This is a genomic window from Kordia sp. (assembly GCF_022447245.1).
Classification (GTDB): Bacteria; Bacteroidota; Bacteroidia; order Flavobacteriales; family Flavobacteriaceae; genus Kordia.
The window spans coordinates 1-20,558 of record NZ_JAKVBC010000030.1 but is presented as its reverse complement, the minus strand read 5'-3'; the positions used below and the strand labels follow the sequence as shown (position 1 = coordinate 20,558).

Below are 20,558 nucleotides of genomic sequence, written 5' to 3'. Positions count from 1 at the left end.
TTAGATTTTACTACGAATTCGCAAATAATGTATAGTTACTCATAATTTCTTTGAACTCGAATACTTTTACATTTTATATTTTGTATTTCATAGTACTATTCGATACAACTTTCTAAAGAAAATCACTCGAAGTGACGTTTTGTGAGACTCAACATACAACCCAAATTCTCACCAAATAATCTTATACTTTTTGAGCATTTCTTTTTCGCCTTCCCAATCGCGATTGTAGTTCTTTTTGATAAGTTTTGCGGGCACGCCACCGATTAAGATATTGCTTCCCCATTCTCGATAATCCTTATTGACAACTGAGTTGGAAGCAATGACACAGTTTTCTGGAGTTCTCGTCCCTGGCATGATGGAAATTCTGTTTGAAAACGCATTGTATTTTGCCAAATATACTGGATTCGTCATTGGATAGTATTCGCCAGTTTCGGTATTCATCATGGGATGAAAGTTGGAATCTGTCAGTTGTGATTCGTAGCCAATTCCAACCCAATCACTTAGAATAACTTTTTCTTTACAGATTAATTTTACGTTTGAACCCAAACAAGACATATAACCAAATTCACAGTACGCACCTTCTCCTACATGTACAAAACAGTCAATTCCGATATGTGCATTTCCTTTGAAGACTAATTTTCCCTGAACCGAGAGTTCTGCAATTCTTTTGGAGCGTGAAGGCAATTCAAATTTTTGCCCAAAACCAATCATTCCTTTTTTGATTTCAGGAACATCCAATACAATTTCGCCACTGATATCCGAGAATTTTACCGAACCGTAGAACATTACAGGTAACTTTTTCGCAATATGAAATGGAAACTTTTTGAAATTAAAATAGATCGTTTTAATCCAATTTACGGCAAAATAAAACTTCCAGATGCTTCGTAGTTTATTAAAAATCCGTCTCATGATCGTTTTGAAAGCTTATTTTTTATCAATTGTTTGATGTTCATTTTTTTCTGCAGTTCCGAATATGTAAAGATATAAGAAAGTAGCATTATGACAATGATTCCGCCATATTTCAGATAATTACTTTCTAAAAACGTACACGCAAATGCAGCTCCGCATAACAATACGCATTGCATAAATAGCTTGTAAAATGTACTTTGAAACAGTAAACCGTAACTCATTTTGGTAATGATCAATAATCCTGTAAAGTGAATGATATAATAAGCTAATACACTTATTCCTAAACCTGTCAATCCACCAAAATAATAGCCTGCACAGTTCATCGCTAGCATTAACAAACTAAATCCAATGGAGGTTTTTACAAATATTTTAGAGTCACCTTTTGCTAAAATCACATAACCAACGGACCATGAAACTGCTTTAAATACCATTCCTAAAACGCCCCAAGAAATTAATCCTATGATCACTAAGAATTCTTTTGAGTATAAAATTTTTACTATTAACGGTGCCGCAATAAAAAAAGTTGTAACAATCGGAGTAATTAACAAAATCGCAATTGTAGCCTGATTTCGAACAGCATTTTGCACTTGCGCATTGTCTGTATGAATTGATGATAATCGTGGAAAGTAATCGGTTCCCATAGCATTAAAAACCATTCCTACATACGAGTTTATGATTAAAAATCCAGCCGTGTAATAACCAACTTCATCCAATCCACCCATGTATCGAATGTAAATTTGCAAAAGATACGTTGTTGTGAAAATTACAATTCCTGTTATACTCAACACAAAACCTAAGTGCAGCATATCTCTGCCTTTGTCATAAGCTTCCCGAATTCCTAACGAAATACGTTGAATTTTCAGTGTATTTTCAAAATACCAAAAGAATATAAAAATAATAACTGCTGTTATGATAATCGTAGGCACAATGGCTTCTAATCCATAGATGTAATACAACGGAATAGACACCACTAACCCAACCGTACTTCCCAACACATTCGCAACTGCTAATTTTTTTAGTGCTTGTGTTCCTTGTAAAATAGCAATTTTCCCATTGGTCAATTGCATAAAAAAGATTGCAATCGCTAACCAGATAAATTCAAAGGTATAGTCAGTATTTCCGAAAGTCAATTGACTTAATAATGCTGAAAATACAACAGTGAAAATAGCTCCAATAATTGCTGTAATAGCAATGAATTTTTGAAGAATACTTACGGTTTTAATGACTGCTTTTTCGTCTTTGGATGCATGTACATGCGCCAATTCTTTTACAGCACTTGTATCCAAGCCTAATTTTGCAATTTCACTCACCACTTGAATCGTACTATTGAACAAGCCAATAATTCCCATACCGACACCACCTAATAAAATTGCAACAATTTTTACACGAATGATCGAAATCAGAATCTTAAACACCTGAACTCCACCGAATAGTGATGTCGCTTTTAAGATATGCGTGTATGAAAACTGCTGCTTGTCTGCCATAAATGCATGGTAACTGATTACTGATTTTTATAGTGATTGAGTACTGAAATGATTTGTGTGACTTCGGTAGTTTCTAATATTGGATTGATCGGTAAACTCAAACATTCTGCATGTATTTGTTCGGTGATTGGAAAGTGTAAATGATTCCATTCTTTGTATGCTTCTTGCTTGTGTGGCGGAATTTCGTAATGAATCAAAGTTGCGATACCATTTCCATTTAAATGCTCTTGCAATCCTGATCTATCTTTTGTACGTATGACAAATTGATGAAATACATGTGAAGCATTATTTTGATAACTAGGTAGTGTAATATGCGAATTTTGGATTTCGTTTAAATACCTTAAAGCAATTTGCCTTCTAATTTCATTATCAGCATCAACATGCGGTAATTTTACTCTTAAAAACGCTGCTTGCACTTCATCCAAACGATTATTTACACCTTTGTATTGATTTACATATTTGGATGCGCTACCATAGTTGCGCAATTTTATAATGATTTCGGCCAACTCTGAATCATTAGTTGTTACTGCACCAGCTTCTCCCAATGCTCCTAAGTTTTTGGTTGGATAGAAACTAAATCCTGCCGCATCGCCAATATTCCCTGCTTTTTTTCCTTCTACATTTACAGCCCCATGTGCTTGCGCCGCATCTTCCATGATTAGTAGATTTTGCTTTTTAGCAATGTTATAGATTTCACTCATATCAGTCAACTGACCATATAAATGTACCACCAAAATCGCTTTCGTTTTCCGACTAATCGCAGCTTCTATTTCTGATGCTTCTATATTAAATGTTATCGCATTTGGTTCTACTAGTACTGGTTTTAATCCTGCTTTTGTAATTCCTAAAATACTTGCAATATATGTGTTAGCCGGCACGATAATTTCATCACCTTCTTGTAACTTCCCCAAGATTTTATAGGCTTCTAAAATTAACGTCAACGCATCTAAGCCATTACTAACTCCTATACAATGTTTGGTGCCGCAATACGCTGCGTATTCTTTTTCAAACGCTCTTACATTGTTGCCCAATACATAATAGCCTGAATCCAGGAATTTCTTGAATTCAGATTGAAATTCTGCTTCAAATCGCGCATTGAGTTTATGTAAGTCTAGAAATTTTATCATATAAAAATCGTATCCAATTTGTGACTGTTTTTCACGTCTATTTCATAAAAATCTTGCGTCATTGTTCGTGCTCCAAAACCTTCTTTCCAATAGTGTAGACCTTCATTTACGTTTCTTCCTTGATTCTCGTTTGAAATTCCAAAGTCAAAGTACATTTTATCTTTAAAGACTTCATCCAACAAATAGATGTGTAAAAAATCTAGACTTCCCAATATATTTCTGTCATCATCTCCTGAAATGTACTGTGAATGTGCCACATATTCTGTTTCAAAAATAGTCGTTCCTGCAACAATTACACCATCCTTATACACATTAAATTGTCTGATGTTATTTGGAAAGAATTTTTTCAATTTTTGAATCTCTTCTAGGGTATGTACTGGTTTTGTATTGTATCGTTCTTTAAGGTTTGGAATTAAAATTTCATTCCAAAAATCATCAAACGCATCTACTTCTTTAACGGCTAATTTATTTTTTAACGCTCTTTTATTTCCAGCTATTCTGTCTCTAGATAGCTTCGGTCGATGCTTCATATTTATTACTGAAAGTGCATCTCTTCGTGTGAGTTTCGCTTTTAGAATAAAAAACAAATAGTTCAATTCATCTATCGGAATAGGACTGTATAATGATGGTAACGACTTGATGTATGCTTTTTGAATGTTATTTTCTTTTAAATAGTCTAAAAGTATTTGCAGACACTCTTTGACATCGCGAAGTTTTATATCTTTTTTGATTAATAAACCGCCATATGTTAAACCTTGATGAGAGTACAATATATTTTCATCTTGATTTGCAGGAAATAGTGCTATTAACTTGTCTTTTTTGTAGAGCATTAGTGAATGATCTTTGAAACGATCTTGATGGTAATCCATAAAATTGCGATAGAACAAAAATGTGCTATTTTTTGCTTCTGAGACAAAGTTGTCCCAACGCAATTTAGATTCACTCGTATATTTGGTTAGTGTGTAAATTTTAGGTTTGGTTTAGAAAAAGTGAATTTACTAATTTTAACGTGAGTTTGGTAAAAGTCGTATATAAAAATGAAATTTGTTTACTTTTTTGGGTTTTATATGAAATTTCCTTAATTTAAATTTTCTTATTAATTTCAAATATTACAACATGGAAATAGATAATACATATCCTGATTTTAATACTGCTATTAGATGGTGGGAAAGAAAAAGATGGATTTATAACATCATAACCATTTTTGGAGCATTAACCGTTCTTCTGGTAAGAGGTGAAGTCCCTAATGGCTTATCACCGTATGATGATTATACTATTGTATTATTTTATGTGTTGGGAGCAAATATTTGTTACACGTTTAGTTGGGCGTTTGAAGCTTTTTTAAACTATTATTTTAAAATATCGTTTTGGAATCGTGGAACTCGACAAGTATTTTTTGTTTTGGGGAGCATACTTTCCTTTTATTGGATGTCCGTATTAGTCATAGAATCATTTTAATGATTTCAAGTAAATTTACATGAAAATGAAATGCATATAACTGACATCCTAAATAAAAAGTTACTCCAAATTGGTGCTTCAGTAAGCCTAGATAAGGATTCGAATGAAATTGGAGAGCAAATTGCTTATCAAACTACAAAGAACCGATCTATGGAAATTATTCGTGTTAATGATGAAAAAGAAATTTGGGTTTCTTTTCAATGCGGAGGTGTTTTTTTACCGAGTAAATATTTTTCAGAGATAGAAAAAGTAACCAATACTATTTTTGAGTTTTTAGAATTAAAAGTGCCTCTCAAAGATTTTTTAAACACTCATATAAAGCCTCCAATAGACATTTCAAATTTAAAAACTGACGCAGAAATTATTTTTGAAATTTGTTGGTTCAACTTTTTACAACCCTCAGCACATGATGCTACAGATTCTCCAAAATGGTTAATTATTAGAGAGTTTGCTACAACAATTCAGTCGATTGCAAAAGCAAAAAAGCTATTTCCTTATAGAAGTTTAGATCGTTTGTACTTTGCCTTTGATACAAACAATAATTTAGATAATCTTCCGTGTATCTGGGTTTCATCTATAGAAAAAGACATTCCGATTTTTACAATTGGTTATTATGATGGCACAAAACTACAAAGTGGGACAGCAGAAGAAATACAAATTGCTTTTGAGGAAATAATAACTAAGTCAAAATAGGTTTTCGCTCATTACTCCTTTTAATTTTTATCTAAATCAAAGAGATTTGACAAAAAAAAGATGAAAGCATTAGCAATACTACTAGTTTTATTCTCAACAATTACTTGCCGAGCACAAAATCTCGAATTAAAACCTCCTTTTAAAAATCAAGGAGCACAAGAAGGCTATTGGGCACAAGAATTTTTTAAAAAGGAATATGTAAAAACTACTTATAAAGTATATACGGACAGTATAAAGAAAACTACCGTCACTAATTTTATGTATACTGATAAAACTTTCGAAGTTCACAATCTCAATAAATTACTAGCACCAATTTTCTCAAAGGGAATTCTGTATCCACAACTGATTAGTGATTTTGAAACACAGCCTAAAAAAACAGCAAAAGAATTGGATTCACTTTCTACAATACAACGTTATCTTTATGACATTAGCCGTGGAGATCATCTTATTATTTCCAATATAGAAGAACTCCCTTTTTTATCTAATTCTTCAAAAGTGAAACGTTTTCGATTTTGGATGTATAGACCAAACATAGCTAATCCGCAAGTATTTTTATTTGAGTTAACAAACGATAAGGCAACTAAAAAAACAACACTGAAAGAGTTTGTTGAAAATGCAACATTAACTTTTTTGAAAGCTGGCTGGATTGTTATTTAAACTGAAATAACTACTTCTCAACCTTCTCAAAAACTACATTTTCATTAGAATCAATATATTCATACACATCACCTAATATACCATTGGTAATGATAGCATGACTTGTGTCTTCTTGCCTATTTTTAAGTAAAGATTCATCGTTACTTAAATATGCAAATAGTGTTCTGAATAAATTGACTGGAGTTTTGAGTTGTGCATCGTAATTTAGCACATTACTATTTGGCCATTTGATTGCCAATGCCGCCGAAAATGCAGAAAAGACTAGTTTTTCGTCGGTTTGTTTTTGAAAGAGTTCTTTGGTATAGTTAAATCCAACATAACCGCCATGATCGGCTGCAATGATGATTAAACTGTTAGGATCATTTTCTATGATGACACTTGTAATTTCTTTCAGCCATTTGTTGGCAGCTTCTACTTGTGTAAGATAGTTTTCTCGCTCTACTTCTACTCCTTTGGAAGCATTTTTAAAGGTGGAAATATGTCCAGGTAGAATTTTTTCAATGAAATAAAAACTACGCTTTCCTTGTTGTTTTTTAATTGTTTCTGCTAATGGTTGAATCATTTTTTTACGTTTGCCAAATGCACCAACTCCAAACCAAGGAACTTCATCCATCGTGTAATTGCAGAAATCATACTTCACTTCTGGACGATTTAATAGCAAATACGGATTCTCCATGAAGAGAAAGGTTTCGTAATGGTTGTTTTTGAGGGTTTGTATCACAGGATTATCACCCATTATCACTTCTCTTGCTCCAAATAATTGTTCGCCTTTATAATGATGTTTCATCGCAAACATGGAACTGTTCGACAAGACTGTAGAGGTATAATTACTTCGGTAATTGTTGTATAATTTGAATCCAATATTTTTTAAAAATGATTCAAATGCTGTATTTTCAAAATTGTACGGATCTTTTGCTAATTGGCTAAAATTCGCATAGCCATCAGGTTGAATGACATATATATTTGGAAATTGTTTGAATTTTGTCGCCACAACTTCTTCAGGAAATTTTCGCCATTCATCACTATCAAACATTGCTCTGTACAATGTAGGCAACAATGTTATGAGTGCCACAAACGCCATAATGAATTGTAAGACTATTATTTTTTTGTATTGTTTTCTGAGCACAATCGCAAGTAACGCACAAATAATCACGGCTACCAAAATGATTTTTCGCTGTTGAAAACTATAAATTCTTCCCACAAAGAAAAACCCAAAAAACATGGCATTTAAAACTGGCAATAAATAGTGTTGGAATTTATTGAGAAATTTGAGTCGCTTTATCAATTCCCAAGAAACTGTAAAAACTAGCACAGGAAGTATAATATACGAGCATAAAATTATCAGAAATTGAAATCCCGAATTGACCAACATAAAGTTGGAATGATATACATAAATAAACGAATACAAACCTGCAGCCAGCGCAAATACGATTGGATATTCTTTAGTACTTGCAACAAATTTTTCTATGTATTGTTTTAGTTTACTCACGATGTTTGTTCTTAAATAGATATAGAACACGTTCGGAATCGTCGATGTTCTTTTTAGCTACCAGTTCGAAATATTCTGAATAGGTTTTTTCAAAATTCTCCATATTGTAGTGTCCAAATTGATCTTTGAATTCCGCTTTAGCATTGAGTAAACGTGTTGCGTACGAATCCGCACGTTTCGGAAATTCAATGATGAGGTTTTTGGAGAACGACGCAAAAAATTCAGCAGAATTTTCAAAAGGTACATTTCCTGTTAAGGATAAATGATGAATCAGCGCCAACGCCAACGTTGCATCTGGTTGAAAATCTTGTACACGTTTTATAAACGAAGAGCGTTCCGTATTTTGAAAACCGATAGATGCTGACGGATTGAGTAAATCAATCACAAAAGGCAACATGTTGGTTTCTTTGTTTTTTTTGACTTGAAAATGATTTTGATCTACCGCATTATTGTCAATATCACCAACCAAAGCGACTTCGATTCCGCTTTTAATTTGTCGCACAAAAGTGCCATCATTACCTCCAACATCAATCACATTCTTTGCATTTAACTCTTGAATCCAATCGTTGATAATCGTTGCTTTTTGCTGAAAAGCGGCGTCAGAGTAATTTGTTTTTTGATAGTAATTTCCCCATTCCGACTGCTCCATGAGTTGCAACTTTTTGATGTAATTATACAAACTGTCAATGATATTGAACAATCCCTTTTTTGATAAAGACGCTTGCTTGCTTTCTTTTACATTTTCTTCTTGGTGCTTGTTTTCATACTTTGCCAATAAGTGAATGTTGGTGTATAAAAACGGATTCAATTTTGTTTTTCCAGGTAATAAGGAAGAAATTAACTTTAAAGGAATTCCATCAATGAAGTTAGACATTGTTTTTAGAAATTCGGCTCCATGATATTTTGCCACAACCAACGGACCTAAGAAATGTGTAATGAATTGTTTGTACGCGCGCCACGGTGAATTTTCCGTATAAAAATCTAGCGAAAGTGTATCAATAAATACAGCGCTTCCTTTGTGAAAAGCAATATTATACGCGGTTGCATCTTTTAACGAAAAGTCATGTTGCAACGCATATTTCTGCAGTTTTAAAGTGTGTAAAGCTGCTTCTTTGTATTGCTGAAAACTCCATTCGTACGGATAGGTTATAAACGGAATTTGTTCTGGTTGAATACAAATATGTGTTGTTGAATTTTCAATTTCTTCATGTGGAATCAACAATTTGTGTTGAAATGTTTTTTGAAAAAATCCAGAAGATGTTAGTTTTTCATACTGCGAAAAGTAGCTAGGAAATATGATTCTTTTAATGGTATCATTTTCTACATACACATGTCCGCTAGGATCACGATAAGAAGAATCATGTCGGGTATTATTTGTCATCTTGCGATGCGTTTTCTATGGCAGAATCGTCAATATTAATATCGTCAAATACTTCTGTCTCAGCAGTATTTTTGTGCAAACCAATGATGGTTTTTATTTTATGAGTTATGCTTTTGTAAAACAATGCGATTCCAGCAACAGCGGCAACAAGTGCTTGTACCAACATTGCTCCTAATCCTGCATCAAAATAAAGAAATTCCATAGCTTGATATTTCGGTAAAGATATAAAATTTTACTTTTTAGTTACGATTAGTTTATCTAAACTAAATTTTAGCTAATGAGGCGAGTACCAATGATTATCTTCATCTTCTGTTTTCATGGTTATTTTGTCAACTTTTGAACTTTTTAGCAAGTGTTGTTTTGATGAATGGACGATTCTCAAAAATAACATATTGGTCTTTGTAATATTATTTTACCCGATAACAAATTTTCGTTTGTCAAATTTATATTGCATTGAATTCCTTTTACATCTTTTTTGGAGAACACTAGGTTAAACATTTGACCTTCAGATTTTTTAACGTTATTTCCGCATATAACCCATACTCTTTTTCAGTATTTTGTATAACTATGTCTTCTTTTAATTCGAAACTAGTTTTTGCTTAAACGTTCTGAACTTTTCACAATGTATATTGTTGTTTTTTGCTTGTTATTGGAATGGCTAAAAGCAAACAAAAAAATTACCGATAAGGATTAAAAATAAGAGTCGCTTATATTCATAATGTTACTTTTTTTCAATGATTGTTAGTTTGTTTTTACTGAAATTAAATTCAGTACATATTAAAGCTAAGATGCTTTTTTACGCAATCAAAGAAAACAACACGGAATAAAATTAATACTCTTTAAATGGTCAGTATACACTAAACGTTTTTCCTAGTCAAATGATAAATATTGATTCCAAAAATTGCTACATTGGTAATGATAATTGGTAAACCTACACGCAAGGTTGGCATTAAACAACCGTATAAAACGAACAGTAAACAACCTATTCCATTGATCATTCTCAGGTTTCGTAAGTCTTTCATTGTGAATGATATTAACACAGCTATAGAGGCTAAATATCCTACCAATTCAGTTCCTGTTATTCCAAATATTTCCATGTCTTTGTTGTTGATTTATTCGTTGCTTTTTTGTTGATTCTTTGATTTGTTTTTGTTTCACATCAACAATCGCGTCTGTAAAAAGCAAAAAAAAGGTTTCACTACGTAGCGCAATGAAACCTTTTTACTATTATGAATTGTAATATTAAATCGTTTTGTTACGCTTTCTTTCTACTTCCGTTAGATATATTTTTCGCAGACGTAGATAATTTGGCGTTACTTCTACATATTCATCTTTTTGAATGTATTCTAACGCTTCTTCTAGAGAGAACTTGATGGCAGGAACAATTTTAGCTTTGTCATCTGCTCCAGCTGAACGTACATTAGATAATTTTTTTGTTTTTGTAACGTTTACAGTCATGTCGTCTCCACGAGAATTTTCGCCAATTACTTGACCTTCATAGATTTCTTCTCCTGGATCTACAAAGAATTTTCCACGATCTTGTAATTTGTCAATTGAGTATGGAATTGCTGTTCCTTTTTCCATAGATACCAACGATCCATTTTGACGCTCTGGAATTCCACCACGAACTGGTTGGTATTCTTTAAATCTATGTGCCATGATTGCTTCTCCAGCAGTTGCCGTTAGTAATTGATTACGCAAACCAATAATTCCTCTTGATGGAATCATAAATTCGCAAATCATACGATCACCTTTAGCTTCCATACTTAGTAAGTCTCCTTTACGAAGCGTTACCATTTCTACTGCTTTTCCAGAAACGTGTTCTGGCAAATCAATTGTTAGCTCTTCGATTGGCTCACATTTTACACCATCAATTTCTTTGATGATAACTTGCGGCTGACCAATTTGCAACTCATATCCTTCTCTACGCATCGTTTCAATTAATACAGATAAGTGCAAGACACCACGACCGAAGACTAAGAACTTATCAGCACTATCGGTTTCTTGAACACGCAAGGCTAAATTTTTCTCTAATTCTTTTGTTAAACGATCTTTGATGTGACGTGAAGTAACAAACTTTCCATCTTTTCCGAAGAAAGGAGAATCGTTAATCGTAAACAACATACTCATCGTTGGTTCATCAATAGCAATCGTTTTTAACCCTTCTGGATTTTCTAAATCAGCGATCGTATCTCCAATTTCAAAACCTTCCAAACCAACAATTGCACAAATATCTCCAACCTGAATTTCAGTAGTCTTTTTTCTTCCTAAACCTTCAAAAGTGTGTAATTCTTTGATTTTTGATTTGATGATGGTTTTATCACGCTTTACTAAAGAAACTTGCATTCCTTCTTTTAATGTTCCTCGTTGCAAACGTCCAATAGCAATTCGTCCTGTAAAAGAAGAATAATCCAATGACGTGATTAACATTTGAGTACTTCCTGTTTCAAATTCTGGTGATGGAATGTGTTCCATAACCATATCTAATAGAGGCTCAATAGAATCTGTTGGCTTTTGCCAGTCATCTGACATCCAGTTTTGCTTAGCTGAACCATACACCACTGGGAAATCTAATTGCCATTCTTCTGCACCTAATTCAAACATTAAGTCAAATACCTTTTCATATACTTCATCAGGCGTACAGTTTTCCTTATCTACTTTATTTACAACGACACAAGGCTTCAATCCTAAATCAATTGCTTTTTGTAGCACAAAACGTGTTTGTGGCATTGGACCTTCAAATGCATCTACTAACAATAAAACACCATCAGCCATATTCAATACACGTTCTACTTCTCCACCGAAATCGGCGTGACCAGGTGTATCAATGATATTGATTTTAGTTCCTTTATAGTTTACGGATACGTTTTTTGAAGTAATTGTAATTCCACGCTCACGCTCTAAGTCATTATTGTCAAGGATTAAATCTCCTGTATTCTCATTTTCACGAAATAGCTGACAATGATACATTATTTTATCAACCAATGTTGTTTTTCCGTGGTCTACGTGCGCAATTATTGCAATATTTTTAATTGAAGTCATTTTACCTCTATTTTTTAAGCGTGCAAATGTACTATTTATTTACCAGAGAAAAGAATTTTACTTGTTTTTTAGGTTAAATTACTATTAATTAACATTTTAGCCTTAATTTTTACAGATCAATTCTTAACTTGATTTTGAATGTTTTTTTGATGACATTTCCAAGAATTGTAACATTTTAGCGCGGTTTCAGTCTTACATAAGGTCGCAAACGTAAATATCAATATTTTATAGTGTTTTTATTTCAAAACATTTAGATATTATTAAATTTGCATTCCTCCACAGATTAATAATAAATAAATAATAAACCTTTAAGACTTCATTCAATATGAAAAAAATTTTATGTCTACTTGCAATTACCATTTTAGTTGTAAGTTGTGGAAAAAAACCTTCTGAAGCATCCTTCATACCAAAAGATGCTACCGGAGTAATGTATGTAAATCTCGAATCTTTGTATGAGAAAAGTAAAGATGTTGATTTCAAAAATTTGAATATTAACAAAATGATCACGCAATCTGCTCCTCAAAAATTAAAAGACTTCATGGCTGAGCAAATAAATGCTGAAAATATCAAGACAACTTTCCGTAATGATATGATGTTTGGATTTATGAAAACAGATGGTGGATCAACTTCTGGGGCACTTATCATACCAATACAAAATGCTTCTTCTTTCGAAAAAATGATCGCTCCGATGCTAAAAGATATGCCACGTGCAGAAAAGCAAGAAAACGTTGGTAAAGATAATGCATTCACAGTATATACTCAGAGAGATGCTGCAATTGGGTGGAATGAAACCACTGCACTGTTTATGGTAGGTTCAAGATTTGCTGGTCAAGATTTAATTGATTTGACAAAATTAGCATCTTCAGAAAATATTTATGCAACTGACTATTTCAAAGATTTTATTGGTGCTGGAATGGATATGGGAATCCACATAACTTCCAGTCCTGTCAAAGATTTAGCAAACTCTTTGTTATCAATATATGGAGTTAATCTTAATTTAGGAGATAATAATTTTTCTTATCATGGGAGTTTTGAGGATGATCGTGTTTTAGTGAAATCAAATTTAGGTTTAAATGACGACTTGAAGTCTTTAACAGGATACAAAACATGGGCAGCTAAAGGATATAATGCTGATCTATTAAATGTACTACCTGAAAATCCTTTAGCAGTAGTGAAAGTATCATTGAACACTTCTGCATTATACAAACATATTGAAAGTTTACAAGAGAATAAATTGATTCCTGAGTTGTTTAGAAAAGGATTAAAAATGAACCTGGAAAATACCAATAATCAAATGGAAAGTGCTATGGGAATGAGCATTGCTGATGTTGCAAATGTCTTTGACGGTTCAATGATGATTGCTTTTACGGAAGGAAAAACTGTAAAAGATAGCATCATTGATTACTACAGTGATGATTACAGATATAAAGTATTTGACAAAAAAGTTCCATTTGTTTATGGTGCCGTTGCCATCAAAGAGACTGAAAACTTTGAAAAGTTGATGAATATCATGATGACGATGCAAAGACCAAAATCCACCAAAGGAAAAAATTACTACCAATTGTCAAAAGACGTTTTTGCACTCTTGAAAAATGATATTTTATTTGTGACAAACGATGTAACTAAAGCAGATGAAGTGTATAATAATGGAAAATTAGCTACAAATCTCTCAGAATTTAAATACAAAGCTAATCTAGACAACTCAATATATGTCTTCACTTCAGAAAACCTTTACTCAAATATGAGTGAAATGTTTAACAGTTTTGATCCATATGCTTTTTCAGATGGAAATGAAATAAACACTAATACTGAAACCATGAACTATTCTGAATTCTTTGGTGACTCACACATGATGATGAATGCTGATGGTATGGAAGCATATTATGAAGTAAAAGGTGAAGGAGGCTCGTTGAAGCGTACCATAGAATATATGGATGCTACAATGAAAGAATCTCTTAAAATGATGTCTCGCTATTAAATAATCTCTCAAGATTTCTTAGAGCATGACAATACAAATACAAACCATAATTCCAACATACTTTACTCCAGCTTCTTCAGAGGGCTGGAGTAAAGTTTTTAGTTTGAAGTCTGGCCAAAAGTATTTGGTAAAAGCTGCTTCTGGTAGTGGAAAGAGTTCATTCTTTAATTTTTTATACGGTTTAAATAATAAATTCACAGGTGCGATTCAGTTTGATGGAAAAGATATATTATCATATACTGAACCTGAATGGACACAACTTCGACGTAAAAAAATAAGCATCGTTTTTCAAGGATTACGCTTGTTTCCTGAATTGACTGCTCTGGAGAATATTCAGTTAAAAAATCAATTGACAGCTCATAAAACAGAAGCGGAAATTTTAGCGTATATGAAGCGCTTAGACGTAGACCAATTGGCACACAAACAAGCAGAAACTTTATCCTACGGTCAACAACAACGTGTTGCTATTGTAAGAGCTTTGTGTCAACCGTTTGAATTGTTATTATTAGATGAACCATTTAGTCATATTGACGATGTGCAAATTGCCAATGCGACATCACTAATTTTAGAAGAAGTTAGCCAACGAAATGCTACGTTAGTAATTGCTAGTTTGGGAAATTCATACAATATTGACTATACAAAAACATTGCTGTTGTGATTAGTGATTTGTTACATAAACAAATTCGCTTTTCGCAATTATTATTTTTTGCGCTGACTTCTAGTTTAGGATTGGGAATTTTGCTGGTTGTTTTTCAACTTTTTGTAGATACACAGTCCCTTTTTGGTTCTTCCAACGATTTATTAGGCAATCAAACGGTTATTATATCGAAAGCCATAGGCAAAGATAATGCTTTTACAGAAGAAGAAATTGAAACACTGAAACAGCAAGATTTTGTAAAAAAAGTCGGTAGTTTTACCAATGGCACCTACAGAGTTCAAGGAAGTGTTTCTTTACTTGGAATGGGCGGCATGAGTACCGACATGTTTTTGGAATCTGTTTCTGACCGATTTATCGATGTTCAAGATGAAAACTGGAAATGGTCTCCCGAATCAAGGAGAGTTCCTGTCATCATTCCCAAAAATTATATAGACTTATACAATTACGGATTTGCTCCTGGCGCTGGTTTACCACAAATTAATCAAAAGGTGATCAGTCAAATTCCAATTAAACTAAGCTTAACAGGATCATCCAAACGAAAGATGTATGATGCTTATATTTTAGCTACTTCCGAGAAAATTAATACGATATTGGTTCCAAAATCATTTCTAGAATATACCAATCAAGTATTGAGTCCTGACATAGAGGTTAAGATATCGCGTGTTATTATGGAAGTTACCAATCCATCAGACCCGAAACTGTTAGATTTTTTTGAAAAAAACAATTATCAATATTTTCAAAGCGAGTTATTAAGTTCTCGTATTAGTTACTTTTTACAATTGGTATTAGCGATTGTGTTAGGGATTGGAATTTTAATCACTGCATTATCTATCACTTTGGTTATTACCAATATAAACCTTCTTATTTTAAAGAATAAACAAACCATTTGTCAGTTATACTTTTTAGGTTTTTCGCGCAAGCAAATCGCTAGTGTATATCATAAGATTTCCTATAAAATTTTAGGCGTTTCTATTTGTATTGCACTTATTCTTGTGGTGATTTGCAAGTTTATTTTTGCACCATTTTTGACAATTTTGCAAACTGAAAGTAGCGCATTCTCACTCATATACGTTTTTATTGTTGCTATTGTATTGTTTGTCGTACTTGCCTTGTATTACACCAAGCATACCAATAAAAAAATTGCACAAATGACTGCGGTAAATACAAGCTTACTTACTACTGAAATTTAGTGTATCTTTGCAGCAAATTTACAATTTATGCAACTGAGTTCTATTCCAAAGATCAAACATACTACATCCGGTAATTTCTTTTTATTAGCAGGTCCATGCGCTATTGAGAGTGAAGATATGGCATTACGCATTGCTGAAAAAGTGGTAGCCATTACTGATAAATTAGAAATCCCATATGTATTTAAAGGAAGCTTTAAGAAAGCCAATCGTAGTCGTATTGATAGTTTTACTGGTATTGGAGACGAAAAGGCTTTAGCGATTCTTAAAAAGGTTTCTGATACCTTTGACGTACCAACAATTACCGATATTCACGAAGCTTCTGATGCTACCAAAGCTGCAGCGTATGTAGATGTGTTGCAAATTCCCGCTTTTTTAGTGCGTCAGACCGATTTGGTAGTTGCTGCGGCAAAAACTGGAAAAGTAGTGAATTTGAAAAAAGGACAATTTATGAGTCCTGAAAGTATGCAACACGCTGTGAAAAAAGTACATGATGCTGGAAATGAGAATGCTTGGATTACAGATCGTGGAACTATGTTTGGTTACCAAGATATGATTGTGGATTTTCGCGGTATTCCAACCATGAAACAGTTTGCACCAACTGTATTGGATGTAACACATTCGTTACAACAACCAAATCAGTCAAGTGGTGTGACTGGTGGAAGACCTGAAATGATTGAAACTATTGCACGCGCAGGTGTGGTTAATAATGTAGACGGATTGTTTATTGAAACTCATTTTGATCCGGCAAATGCAAAAAGTGATGGTGCCAATATGTTGCATTTAGATCATTTAGAAAATTTGTTAAGCAATTTGGTGAAGATTCGTAAAACGGTTAATTCGTTGTAAACTTTCTTAGAATGTTAGACCGTTAGATATTGTCACATTGAGCGAAGTCAAAGTATACCTGATTCAATAAAAATATAAAGCCGCTAGTAAAAACTAGCGGCTTCTTTTATGACATCAAAAAAAATGTCGTGATTTATATCTTGAAGTTGCTCGTAACGTAACGAAGCCATCTTTTTTCGATCTTTCGTAACCAAATGCTCCGCATGCACTGTGATTTCGCCACCTTTTACAATTCCGATATCTACAAACTTCTTTTTATGACTCGCGTTCAAATAGCAAAACGGTTTCCCTTTATAATAGTAAAACGGAATTCTGTATTTATACTTTAACTCTACAGTTGGCACAGTATGCTCCATCAAGACTTGTAGTTCTAACAAGATAGATTTATACGGCTCTGGTTGTTTTAAAATATAATCTTCTGCTGGGTTCATTGTGTAAACTAAAATTTGACTAATTATTCGTTATCAACTTTAACGTACTAGCTAATTTTTTGACTTCTTTTAGATGTTCTTTAAAATCAGATTTAATAAGTCCTTGTAAAATAACTACTTTTTCGTAATCTACCGCAACCAACATGTGCATAATAATTTTTTCTCCTTTAAGACTACCATGCACATCTATTTGATACATACTGACTCCATCAACGGTCTTTGCGGCTTTATTTTTAATTTCTGAAACCACTAAGCCTTTTTCTTTTAAACCGTTAATCAAACTTTCTGCAGTACTTCGCAAGGTCATATTTCCATCTATTGGTAATGTACTCACCATAACTATAGATTCATTTTCATAAGATGGCTTATCTATTCCATCAATGGTGTACATCATAATATTTGCTCCTGACTTTGCAAATTTGAATTTAGATACATTTTCGTCAAGGGTAAATCGTGCTGTTGCTAGTGAATTAACTTCATGCGATTTGTCATAATAAATAGTTTCCAATGATTTTTTAAGCTCAGCTTCAATTTCATTATTGGAAGCAGGAAACATTGCCATTACCATTGTGCTAAATGTAGTGTCTCCGAAAACTAAATTGATTCCTTTTAAGTTTCCTTCGCCTTCTATCATTGCATATTTTGCAGAAAATCCATTTACCTTTAGTTCTCTGTATTGGTAAACCTTTACGCCACCTTTTTCAAGAGCTTCTTTGCTAAATGTGTTGGTATTTGTATAAAAATTTCCACCAATAAGGTCAAAAATTTGAATTACCATATCGTCTTTCTCTAAACCTGTTGTAGCTGTAGATACTTTAAAGCCTTTAGGAGGAACTATAAACAAACGTGTTCCAGGAATATTGATATGTTTACTCGTTTTTTGATTCGCAGTAAATTCTTCCGTTGTTGTAGTTGTTTCTTTTTGTTTGTTTTTAGTTTCAACCGTCTCAGTACAAGCGTTGACTAAAATAATTAGTGCAATTAACAGTAACCTTATTTTCATAGTGTTTTTATTGATTCACAATATCTGTGTGAATGTACTGAATTTTGTTACATGCAAATTTTGCGTTTGTTTGAAAAAAGCACCAACAAAAAAAGAGCTTACAATTTGTAAGCTCTTTTTTTTTAAGTTTAGTAGTTTTCTTCAAGTTTTTAATTTTTAACAAACATCTCTTGTCTCAAAACATCCAACTCTAGTTACATCGCCTGTACAACCATTAGAATTAACCGTATCAGTTCTTGTTGGCCTAGGGCAATCATTGCATGTAATAAAACAAGTATGTTGATTGTCTTTTGTTTGAGTTTGACAATCTTGTAATGTTAAGCAAGTTAAACCATCAACCGAAATTGGCACAGTATCAACATTTACTAACTGTCCTCCATGAATTTTTTTCATGGCATTAAAAGATACAATAGTTGTTTTTTGAAATAAGAGCTTGGTATTAAATTGTTTTTTCTTCATATCATTTAGGTTTCATAAGTTGTATCAAATATAAATCCAGAAGTATTTTTTTTTTACAAAATACCTCTAGAAATTCATAAATATCGAGTACAAAAAAATCACTCAACACCTTGAATACCAAGTCTTTTTATATAATACGACGGATATAAACCAGTTCTATTTTTAAATGCTTTTGAAAAGGATTCGGAACGGTTAAAACCGATCTCCCTTGCAATAGAATCTATGGTATAGGATCTAAATTTTTTGTCTTCTTTTAAACGTCGAATGGCATAGTTGACACGCAAATCTGTAATGTATGCCGTAAACGATTTTCCTTTGTGTGCATTTACTAATTTCGACAAATACGACGTATTGGTCTTTAATTTTTTAGCTACATCATTCAAGCTGCTATTTTTACTTAAGTACAATTCTTTAGCTTCAAATCTTTCTAACTTTTTTAACAATCGTGCCTTTGTTTCGTCAATAATTTCAACTTCTTTTATAGGATTTTCTTTTACAATTTCTTTTGAAACCTCTTTTTCCTTAATTTCTATTAAAGCCTCTTTCTTTTCTGTTTTCTTTTGAATTTCCTCAGCAACGGCTTTAGCTTTTTCTTTTTCTTCATCTAAACTTTGTAATAAAGCTATAAACCTTTGCTGATTTTCTTTTTCTCGTTTTTTATAAAAAAAGATCACTCCACAAATGATTAATATTGCTAAAAAGATACTTGCATAAAGAATAACTCTTGTGTTTTGTGTTTTTTGTTCTGCTTTACTTAATTCTTCTTTTAAAGATTGTGAATCAAATTCTTTGATAATTTCTATCCCAATTTCACTTTGTTTTTTGTCATTCTGCGTGTAAACTTCATTGGTTTTTTCAAAATAAAATAAGCTCTTTTCAGTATCTCCTAGTGCTTTATAGGATTTTCCAAGATATTTATACATATCTTCTAAACCGAAAAAATTTGTGTTTTTTTGTTGTTGCGCAATCGCTATTTTTTCTAGAATAGTAATTGATTTGTGATATTCCTTTTGATAATAATATACTTTGGCTATATTTAAATTTATAAATGGTAATTGAGTACTTGCTGTTTTTACCTTATTTGCATAATTTATGGCCTCATCTAAAAATAAAATTGCTTTTTGATATTTCTGTTGAACAAGATTTATTTCGCCTAAATAATTATACAAATACGCTTTTGCATCTTCATCACCATATTGATTACTGAATGTTATTCCTTTATTACCATAGTATTCAGCCTTGACATAATTTTCTAAACGCATATATGACTTGGTTAATGCTATATAAATACTAACCTCCAATCCATTAAACCTTTTGGATTTCTGTTGTTCAAGAATTTTTAATGTTTCTTCCAATAATTCTGCAGCTCCTTTATTATCATCAACTTCAATTTTCAGCAATGCAATATTATGAGATATTCCTAGTTGTCTTCTCAAATCTTTTAGTTCCTTAGCAAATTGTATTGCTTCTAGGTAACTTTCCATAGATTCTCTATACTTTCCATAGTCATAATAAAAATTACCTTTATTCATAAGTGCAGATAATATTAAGCCGCTATTATTAATTTTTTTTGCTACTTCATGTAATTTATTAGCATAAATTATTGTTTTTTGGAAGTCTAATTTATATTTATACCAATGTGATAAAGCATAATTTCCCCAAAATTGAGTTAACAAATCGTCAGATGGTAACATAACACTATCAATATGTGTTAAACACGCATTAGCTTTTAATGAATCTTGTCTGTACTCGT

The 20,558-nt window shown here is 32.5% G+C and carries 20 protein-coding genes; 7 read left to right on the top strand and 13 right to left on the bottom strand.

Annotated elements, in window-relative coordinates:
* Positions 1-168 precede the first annotated feature (168 nt).
* Genes MK119_RS17840 through MK119_RS17825 form a run of 4 tightly spaced genes read right to left on the bottom strand, consistent with a single transcriptional unit; the run spans position 169 to position 4,389 of the window.
* Positions 169-909, bottom strand: a complete 741-nt coding sequence (locus MK119_RS17840; protein ID WP_290681549.1) for a transferase — start codon at positions 907-909, stop codon at positions 169-171.
* Entirely contained in the window at positions 906-2,393 is a 1,488-nt protein-coding gene (locus MK119_RS17835; protein ID WP_290681546.1) for an oligosaccharide flippase family protein, read from the bottom strand. The genes MK119_RS17840 and MK119_RS17835 overlap by 4 nt, the downstream gene beginning before the upstream one ends.
* 17 nt (positions 2,394-2,410) lie before the next feature.
* Positions 2,411-3,520, bottom strand: coding sequence for a DegT/DnrJ/EryC1/StrS family aminotransferase (locus MK119_RS17830; protein WP_290681542.1), 1,110 nt, complete (start codon positions 3,518-3,520; stop codon positions 2,411-2,413).
* Positions 3,517-4,389 carry a GNAT family N-acetyltransferase gene (locus MK119_RS17825; RefSeq protein WP_290681539.1) on the bottom strand — a complete coding sequence of 291 codons (873 nt, stop codon included), beginning with the start codon at positions 4,387-4,389 and terminating at the stop codon, positions 3,517-3,519. Before MK119_RS17825 ends, MK119_RS17830 begins: the two co-directional genes overlap by 4 nt.
* 247 nt (positions 4,390-4,636) lie before the next feature.
* Between MK119_RS17825 and MK119_RS17820 the strand changes: the two genes are divergently transcribed.
* Genes MK119_RS17820 through MK119_RS17810 form a run of 3 tightly spaced genes read left to right on the top strand, consistent with a single transcriptional unit; the run spans position 4,637 to position 6,328 of the window.
* Entirely contained in the window at positions 4,637-4,978 is a 342-nt protein-coding gene (locus tag MK119_RS17820) for a hypothetical protein (RefSeq protein WP_290681536.1), read from the top strand.
* A gap of 30 nt (positions 4,979-5,008) precedes the next feature.
* Positions 5,009-5,671, top strand: a complete 663-nt coding sequence (locus MK119_RS17815) for a hypothetical protein (protein WP_290681533.1) — start codon at positions 5,009-5,011, stop codon at positions 5,669-5,671.
* Positions 5,672-5,731: 60 nt separating this feature from the next.
* Positions 5,732-6,328: a hypothetical protein gene (locus tag MK119_RS17810; RefSeq protein WP_290681530.1), complete on the top strand. Its 597-nt coding sequence runs from the start codon at positions 5,732-5,734 to the stop codon at positions 6,326-6,328.
* 10 nt (positions 6,329-6,338) lie between these two features.
* Here the strand turns inward: MK119_RS17810 and MK119_RS17805 are convergent, their stop codons facing one another.
* The 5 genes from MK119_RS17805 to typA all read right to left on the bottom strand — a co-directional run bounded on the left by MK119_RS17805 (position 6,339) and on the right by typA (position 12,240).
* Positions 6,339-7,817 (bottom strand): hypothetical protein, encoded by a 1,479-nt coding sequence (locus MK119_RS17805; protein WP_290681527.1) that lies wholly within the window; start codon positions 7,815-7,817, stop codon positions 6,339-6,341.
* Positions 7,810-9,198 carry a class I SAM-dependent methyltransferase gene (locus tag MK119_RS17800; RefSeq protein WP_290681524.1) on the bottom strand — a complete coding sequence of 463 codons (1,389 nt, stop codon included), beginning with the start codon at positions 9,196-9,198 and terminating at the stop codon, positions 7,810-7,812. The genes MK119_RS17805 and MK119_RS17800 overlap by 8 nt, the downstream gene beginning before the upstream one ends.
* Positions 9,188-9,400 carry a hypothetical protein gene (locus MK119_RS17795; protein ID WP_290681521.1) on the bottom strand — a complete coding sequence of 71 codons (213 nt, stop codon included), beginning with the start codon at positions 9,398-9,400 and terminating at the stop codon, positions 9,188-9,190. The genes MK119_RS17800 and MK119_RS17795 overlap by 11 nt, the downstream gene beginning before the upstream one ends.
* 655 nt (positions 9,401-10,055) lie before the next feature.
* The gene (locus MK119_RS17790; RefSeq protein ID WP_290681518.1) at positions 10,056-10,295 is read right to left on the bottom strand and encodes a uroporphyrinogen decarboxylase; all 240 of its coding nucleotides are present in this window, start codon (positions 10,293-10,295) and stop codon (positions 10,056-10,058) included.
* A 145-nt stretch (positions 10,296-10,440) separates the two neighbouring features.
* Positions 10,441-12,240 carry a translational GTPase TypA gene (typA, locus tag MK119_RS17785; protein ID WP_290681515.1) on the bottom strand — a complete coding sequence of 600 codons (1,800 nt, stop codon included), beginning with the start codon at positions 12,238-12,240 and terminating at the stop codon, positions 10,441-10,443.
* Positions 12,241-12,565: 325 nt separating this feature from the next.
* Between typA and MK119_RS17780 the strand changes: the two genes are divergently transcribed.
* The 4 genes from MK119_RS17780 to kdsA are packed head-to-tail and all read left to right on the top strand — an operon-like array spanning position 12,566 to position 16,912.
* On the top strand, positions 12,566-14,218 hold the full coding sequence (locus MK119_RS17780) for a DUF4836 family protein (protein ID WP_290681512.1): 1,653 nt from the start codon (positions 12,566-12,568) through the stop codon (positions 14,216-14,218).
* Positions 14,219-14,243: 25 nt separating this feature from the next.
* Complete coding sequence (locus MK119_RS17775; protein WP_290681510.1) at positions 14,244-14,876, top strand: ATP-binding cassette domain-containing protein; 633 nt, start codon at positions 14,244-14,246, stop codon at positions 14,874-14,876.
* Positions 14,873-16,066: a hypothetical protein gene (locus MK119_RS17770; RefSeq protein WP_290681508.1), complete on the top strand. Its 1,194-nt coding sequence runs from the start codon at positions 14,873-14,875 to the stop codon at positions 16,064-16,066. Before MK119_RS17775 ends, MK119_RS17770 begins: the two co-directional genes overlap by 4 nt.
* A 27-nt stretch (positions 16,067-16,093) precedes the next feature.
* Positions 16,094-16,912, top strand: coding sequence for a 3-deoxy-8-phosphooctulonate synthase (kdsA, locus tag MK119_RS17765; protein ID WP_290681505.1), 819 nt, complete (start codon positions 16,094-16,096; stop codon positions 16,910-16,912).
* A gap of 83 nt (positions 16,913-16,995) precedes the next feature.
* Here the strand turns inward: kdsA and MK119_RS17760 are convergent, their stop codons facing one another.
* The 4 genes from MK119_RS17760 to MK119_RS17745 form a co-directional block, all read right to left on the bottom strand.
* Complete coding sequence (locus MK119_RS17760; protein ID WP_290681502.1) at positions 16,996-17,343, bottom strand: DUF1801 domain-containing protein; 348 nt, start codon at positions 17,341-17,343, stop codon at positions 16,996-16,998.
* Between the two features lie 19 nt (positions 17,344-17,362).
* Entirely contained in the window at positions 17,363-18,346 is a 984-nt protein-coding gene (locus MK119_RS17755; protein WP_290681500.1) for a hypothetical protein, read from the bottom strand.
* Between the two features lie 156 nt (positions 18,347-18,502).
* Complete coding sequence (locus MK119_RS17750; RefSeq protein ID WP_290681499.1) at positions 18,503-18,805, bottom strand: class I lanthipeptide; 303 nt, start codon at positions 18,803-18,805, stop codon at positions 18,503-18,505.
* 98 nt (positions 18,806-18,903) lie between these two features.
* A complete protein-coding gene (locus MK119_RS17745; protein WP_290681497.1) occupies positions 18,904-20,481 on the bottom strand; it encodes a helix-turn-helix domain-containing protein in 1,578 nt (525 codons plus the stop codon).
* Between the last annotated feature and the right edge of the window lie 77 nt (positions 20,482-20,558).

Coding starts and splice junctions, on each gene's coding strand:
- MK119_RS17755 (WP_290681500.1), bottom strand. CDS start 18,346: ATGAAAATAAGGTTACTGTTAATTGCACTAATTATTTTAGTCAACGCT.
- MK119_RS17795 (WP_290681521.1), bottom strand. CDS start 9,400: ATGGAATTTCTTTATTTTGATGCAGGATTAGGAGCAATGTTGGTACAA.
- MK119_RS17825 (WP_290681539.1), bottom strand. CDS start 4,389: ATGGATTACCATCAAGATCGTTTCAAAGATCATTCACTAATGCTCTAC.
- MK119_RS17775 (WP_290681510.1), top strand. CDS start 14,244: ATGACAATACAAATACAAACCATAATTCCAACATACTTTACTCCAGCT.
- MK119_RS17840 (WP_290681549.1), bottom strand. CDS start 909: ATGAGACGGATTTTTAATAAACTACGAAGCATCTGGAAGTTTTATTTT.
- typA (WP_290681515.1), bottom strand. CDS start 12,240: ATGACTTCAATTAAAAATATTGCAATAATTGCGCACGTAGACCACGGA.
- MK119_RS17835 (WP_290681546.1), bottom strand. CDS start 2,393: ATGGCAGACAAGCAGCAGTTTTCATACACGCATATCTTAAAAGCGACA.
- MK119_RS17800 (WP_290681524.1), bottom strand. CDS start 9,198: ATGACAAATAATACCCGACATGATTCTTCTTATCGTGATCCTAGCGGA.
- MK119_RS17790 (WP_290681518.1), bottom strand. CDS start 10,295: ATGGAAATATTTGGAATAACAGGAACTGAATTGGTAGGATATTTAGCC.
- MK119_RS17750 (WP_290681499.1), bottom strand. CDS start 18,805: ATGAAGAAAAAACAATTTAATACCAAGCTCTTATTTCAAAAAACAACT.
- MK119_RS17810 (WP_290681530.1), top strand. CDS start 5,732: ATGAAAGCATTAGCAATACTACTAGTTTTATTCTCAACAATTACTTGC.
- MK119_RS17815 (WP_290681533.1), top strand. CDS start 5,009: ATGCATATAACTGACATCCTAAATAAAAAGTTACTCCAAATTGGTGCT.
- MK119_RS17760 (WP_290681502.1), bottom strand. CDS start 17,343: ATGAACCCAGCAGAAGATTATATTTTAAAACAACCAGAGCCGTATAAA.
- MK119_RS17780 (WP_290681512.1), top strand. CDS start 12,566: ATGAAAAAAATTTTATGTCTACTTGCAATTACCATTTTAGTTGTAAGT.
- kdsA (WP_290681505.1), top strand. CDS start 16,094: ATGCAACTGAGTTCTATTCCAAAGATCAAACATACTACATCCGGTAAT.
- MK119_RS17830 (WP_290681542.1), bottom strand. CDS start 3,520: ATGATAAAATTTCTAGACTTACATAAACTCAATGCGCGATTTGAAGCA.
- MK119_RS17820 (WP_290681536.1), top strand. CDS start 4,637: ATGGAAATAGATAATACATATCCTGATTTTAATACTGCTATTAGATGG.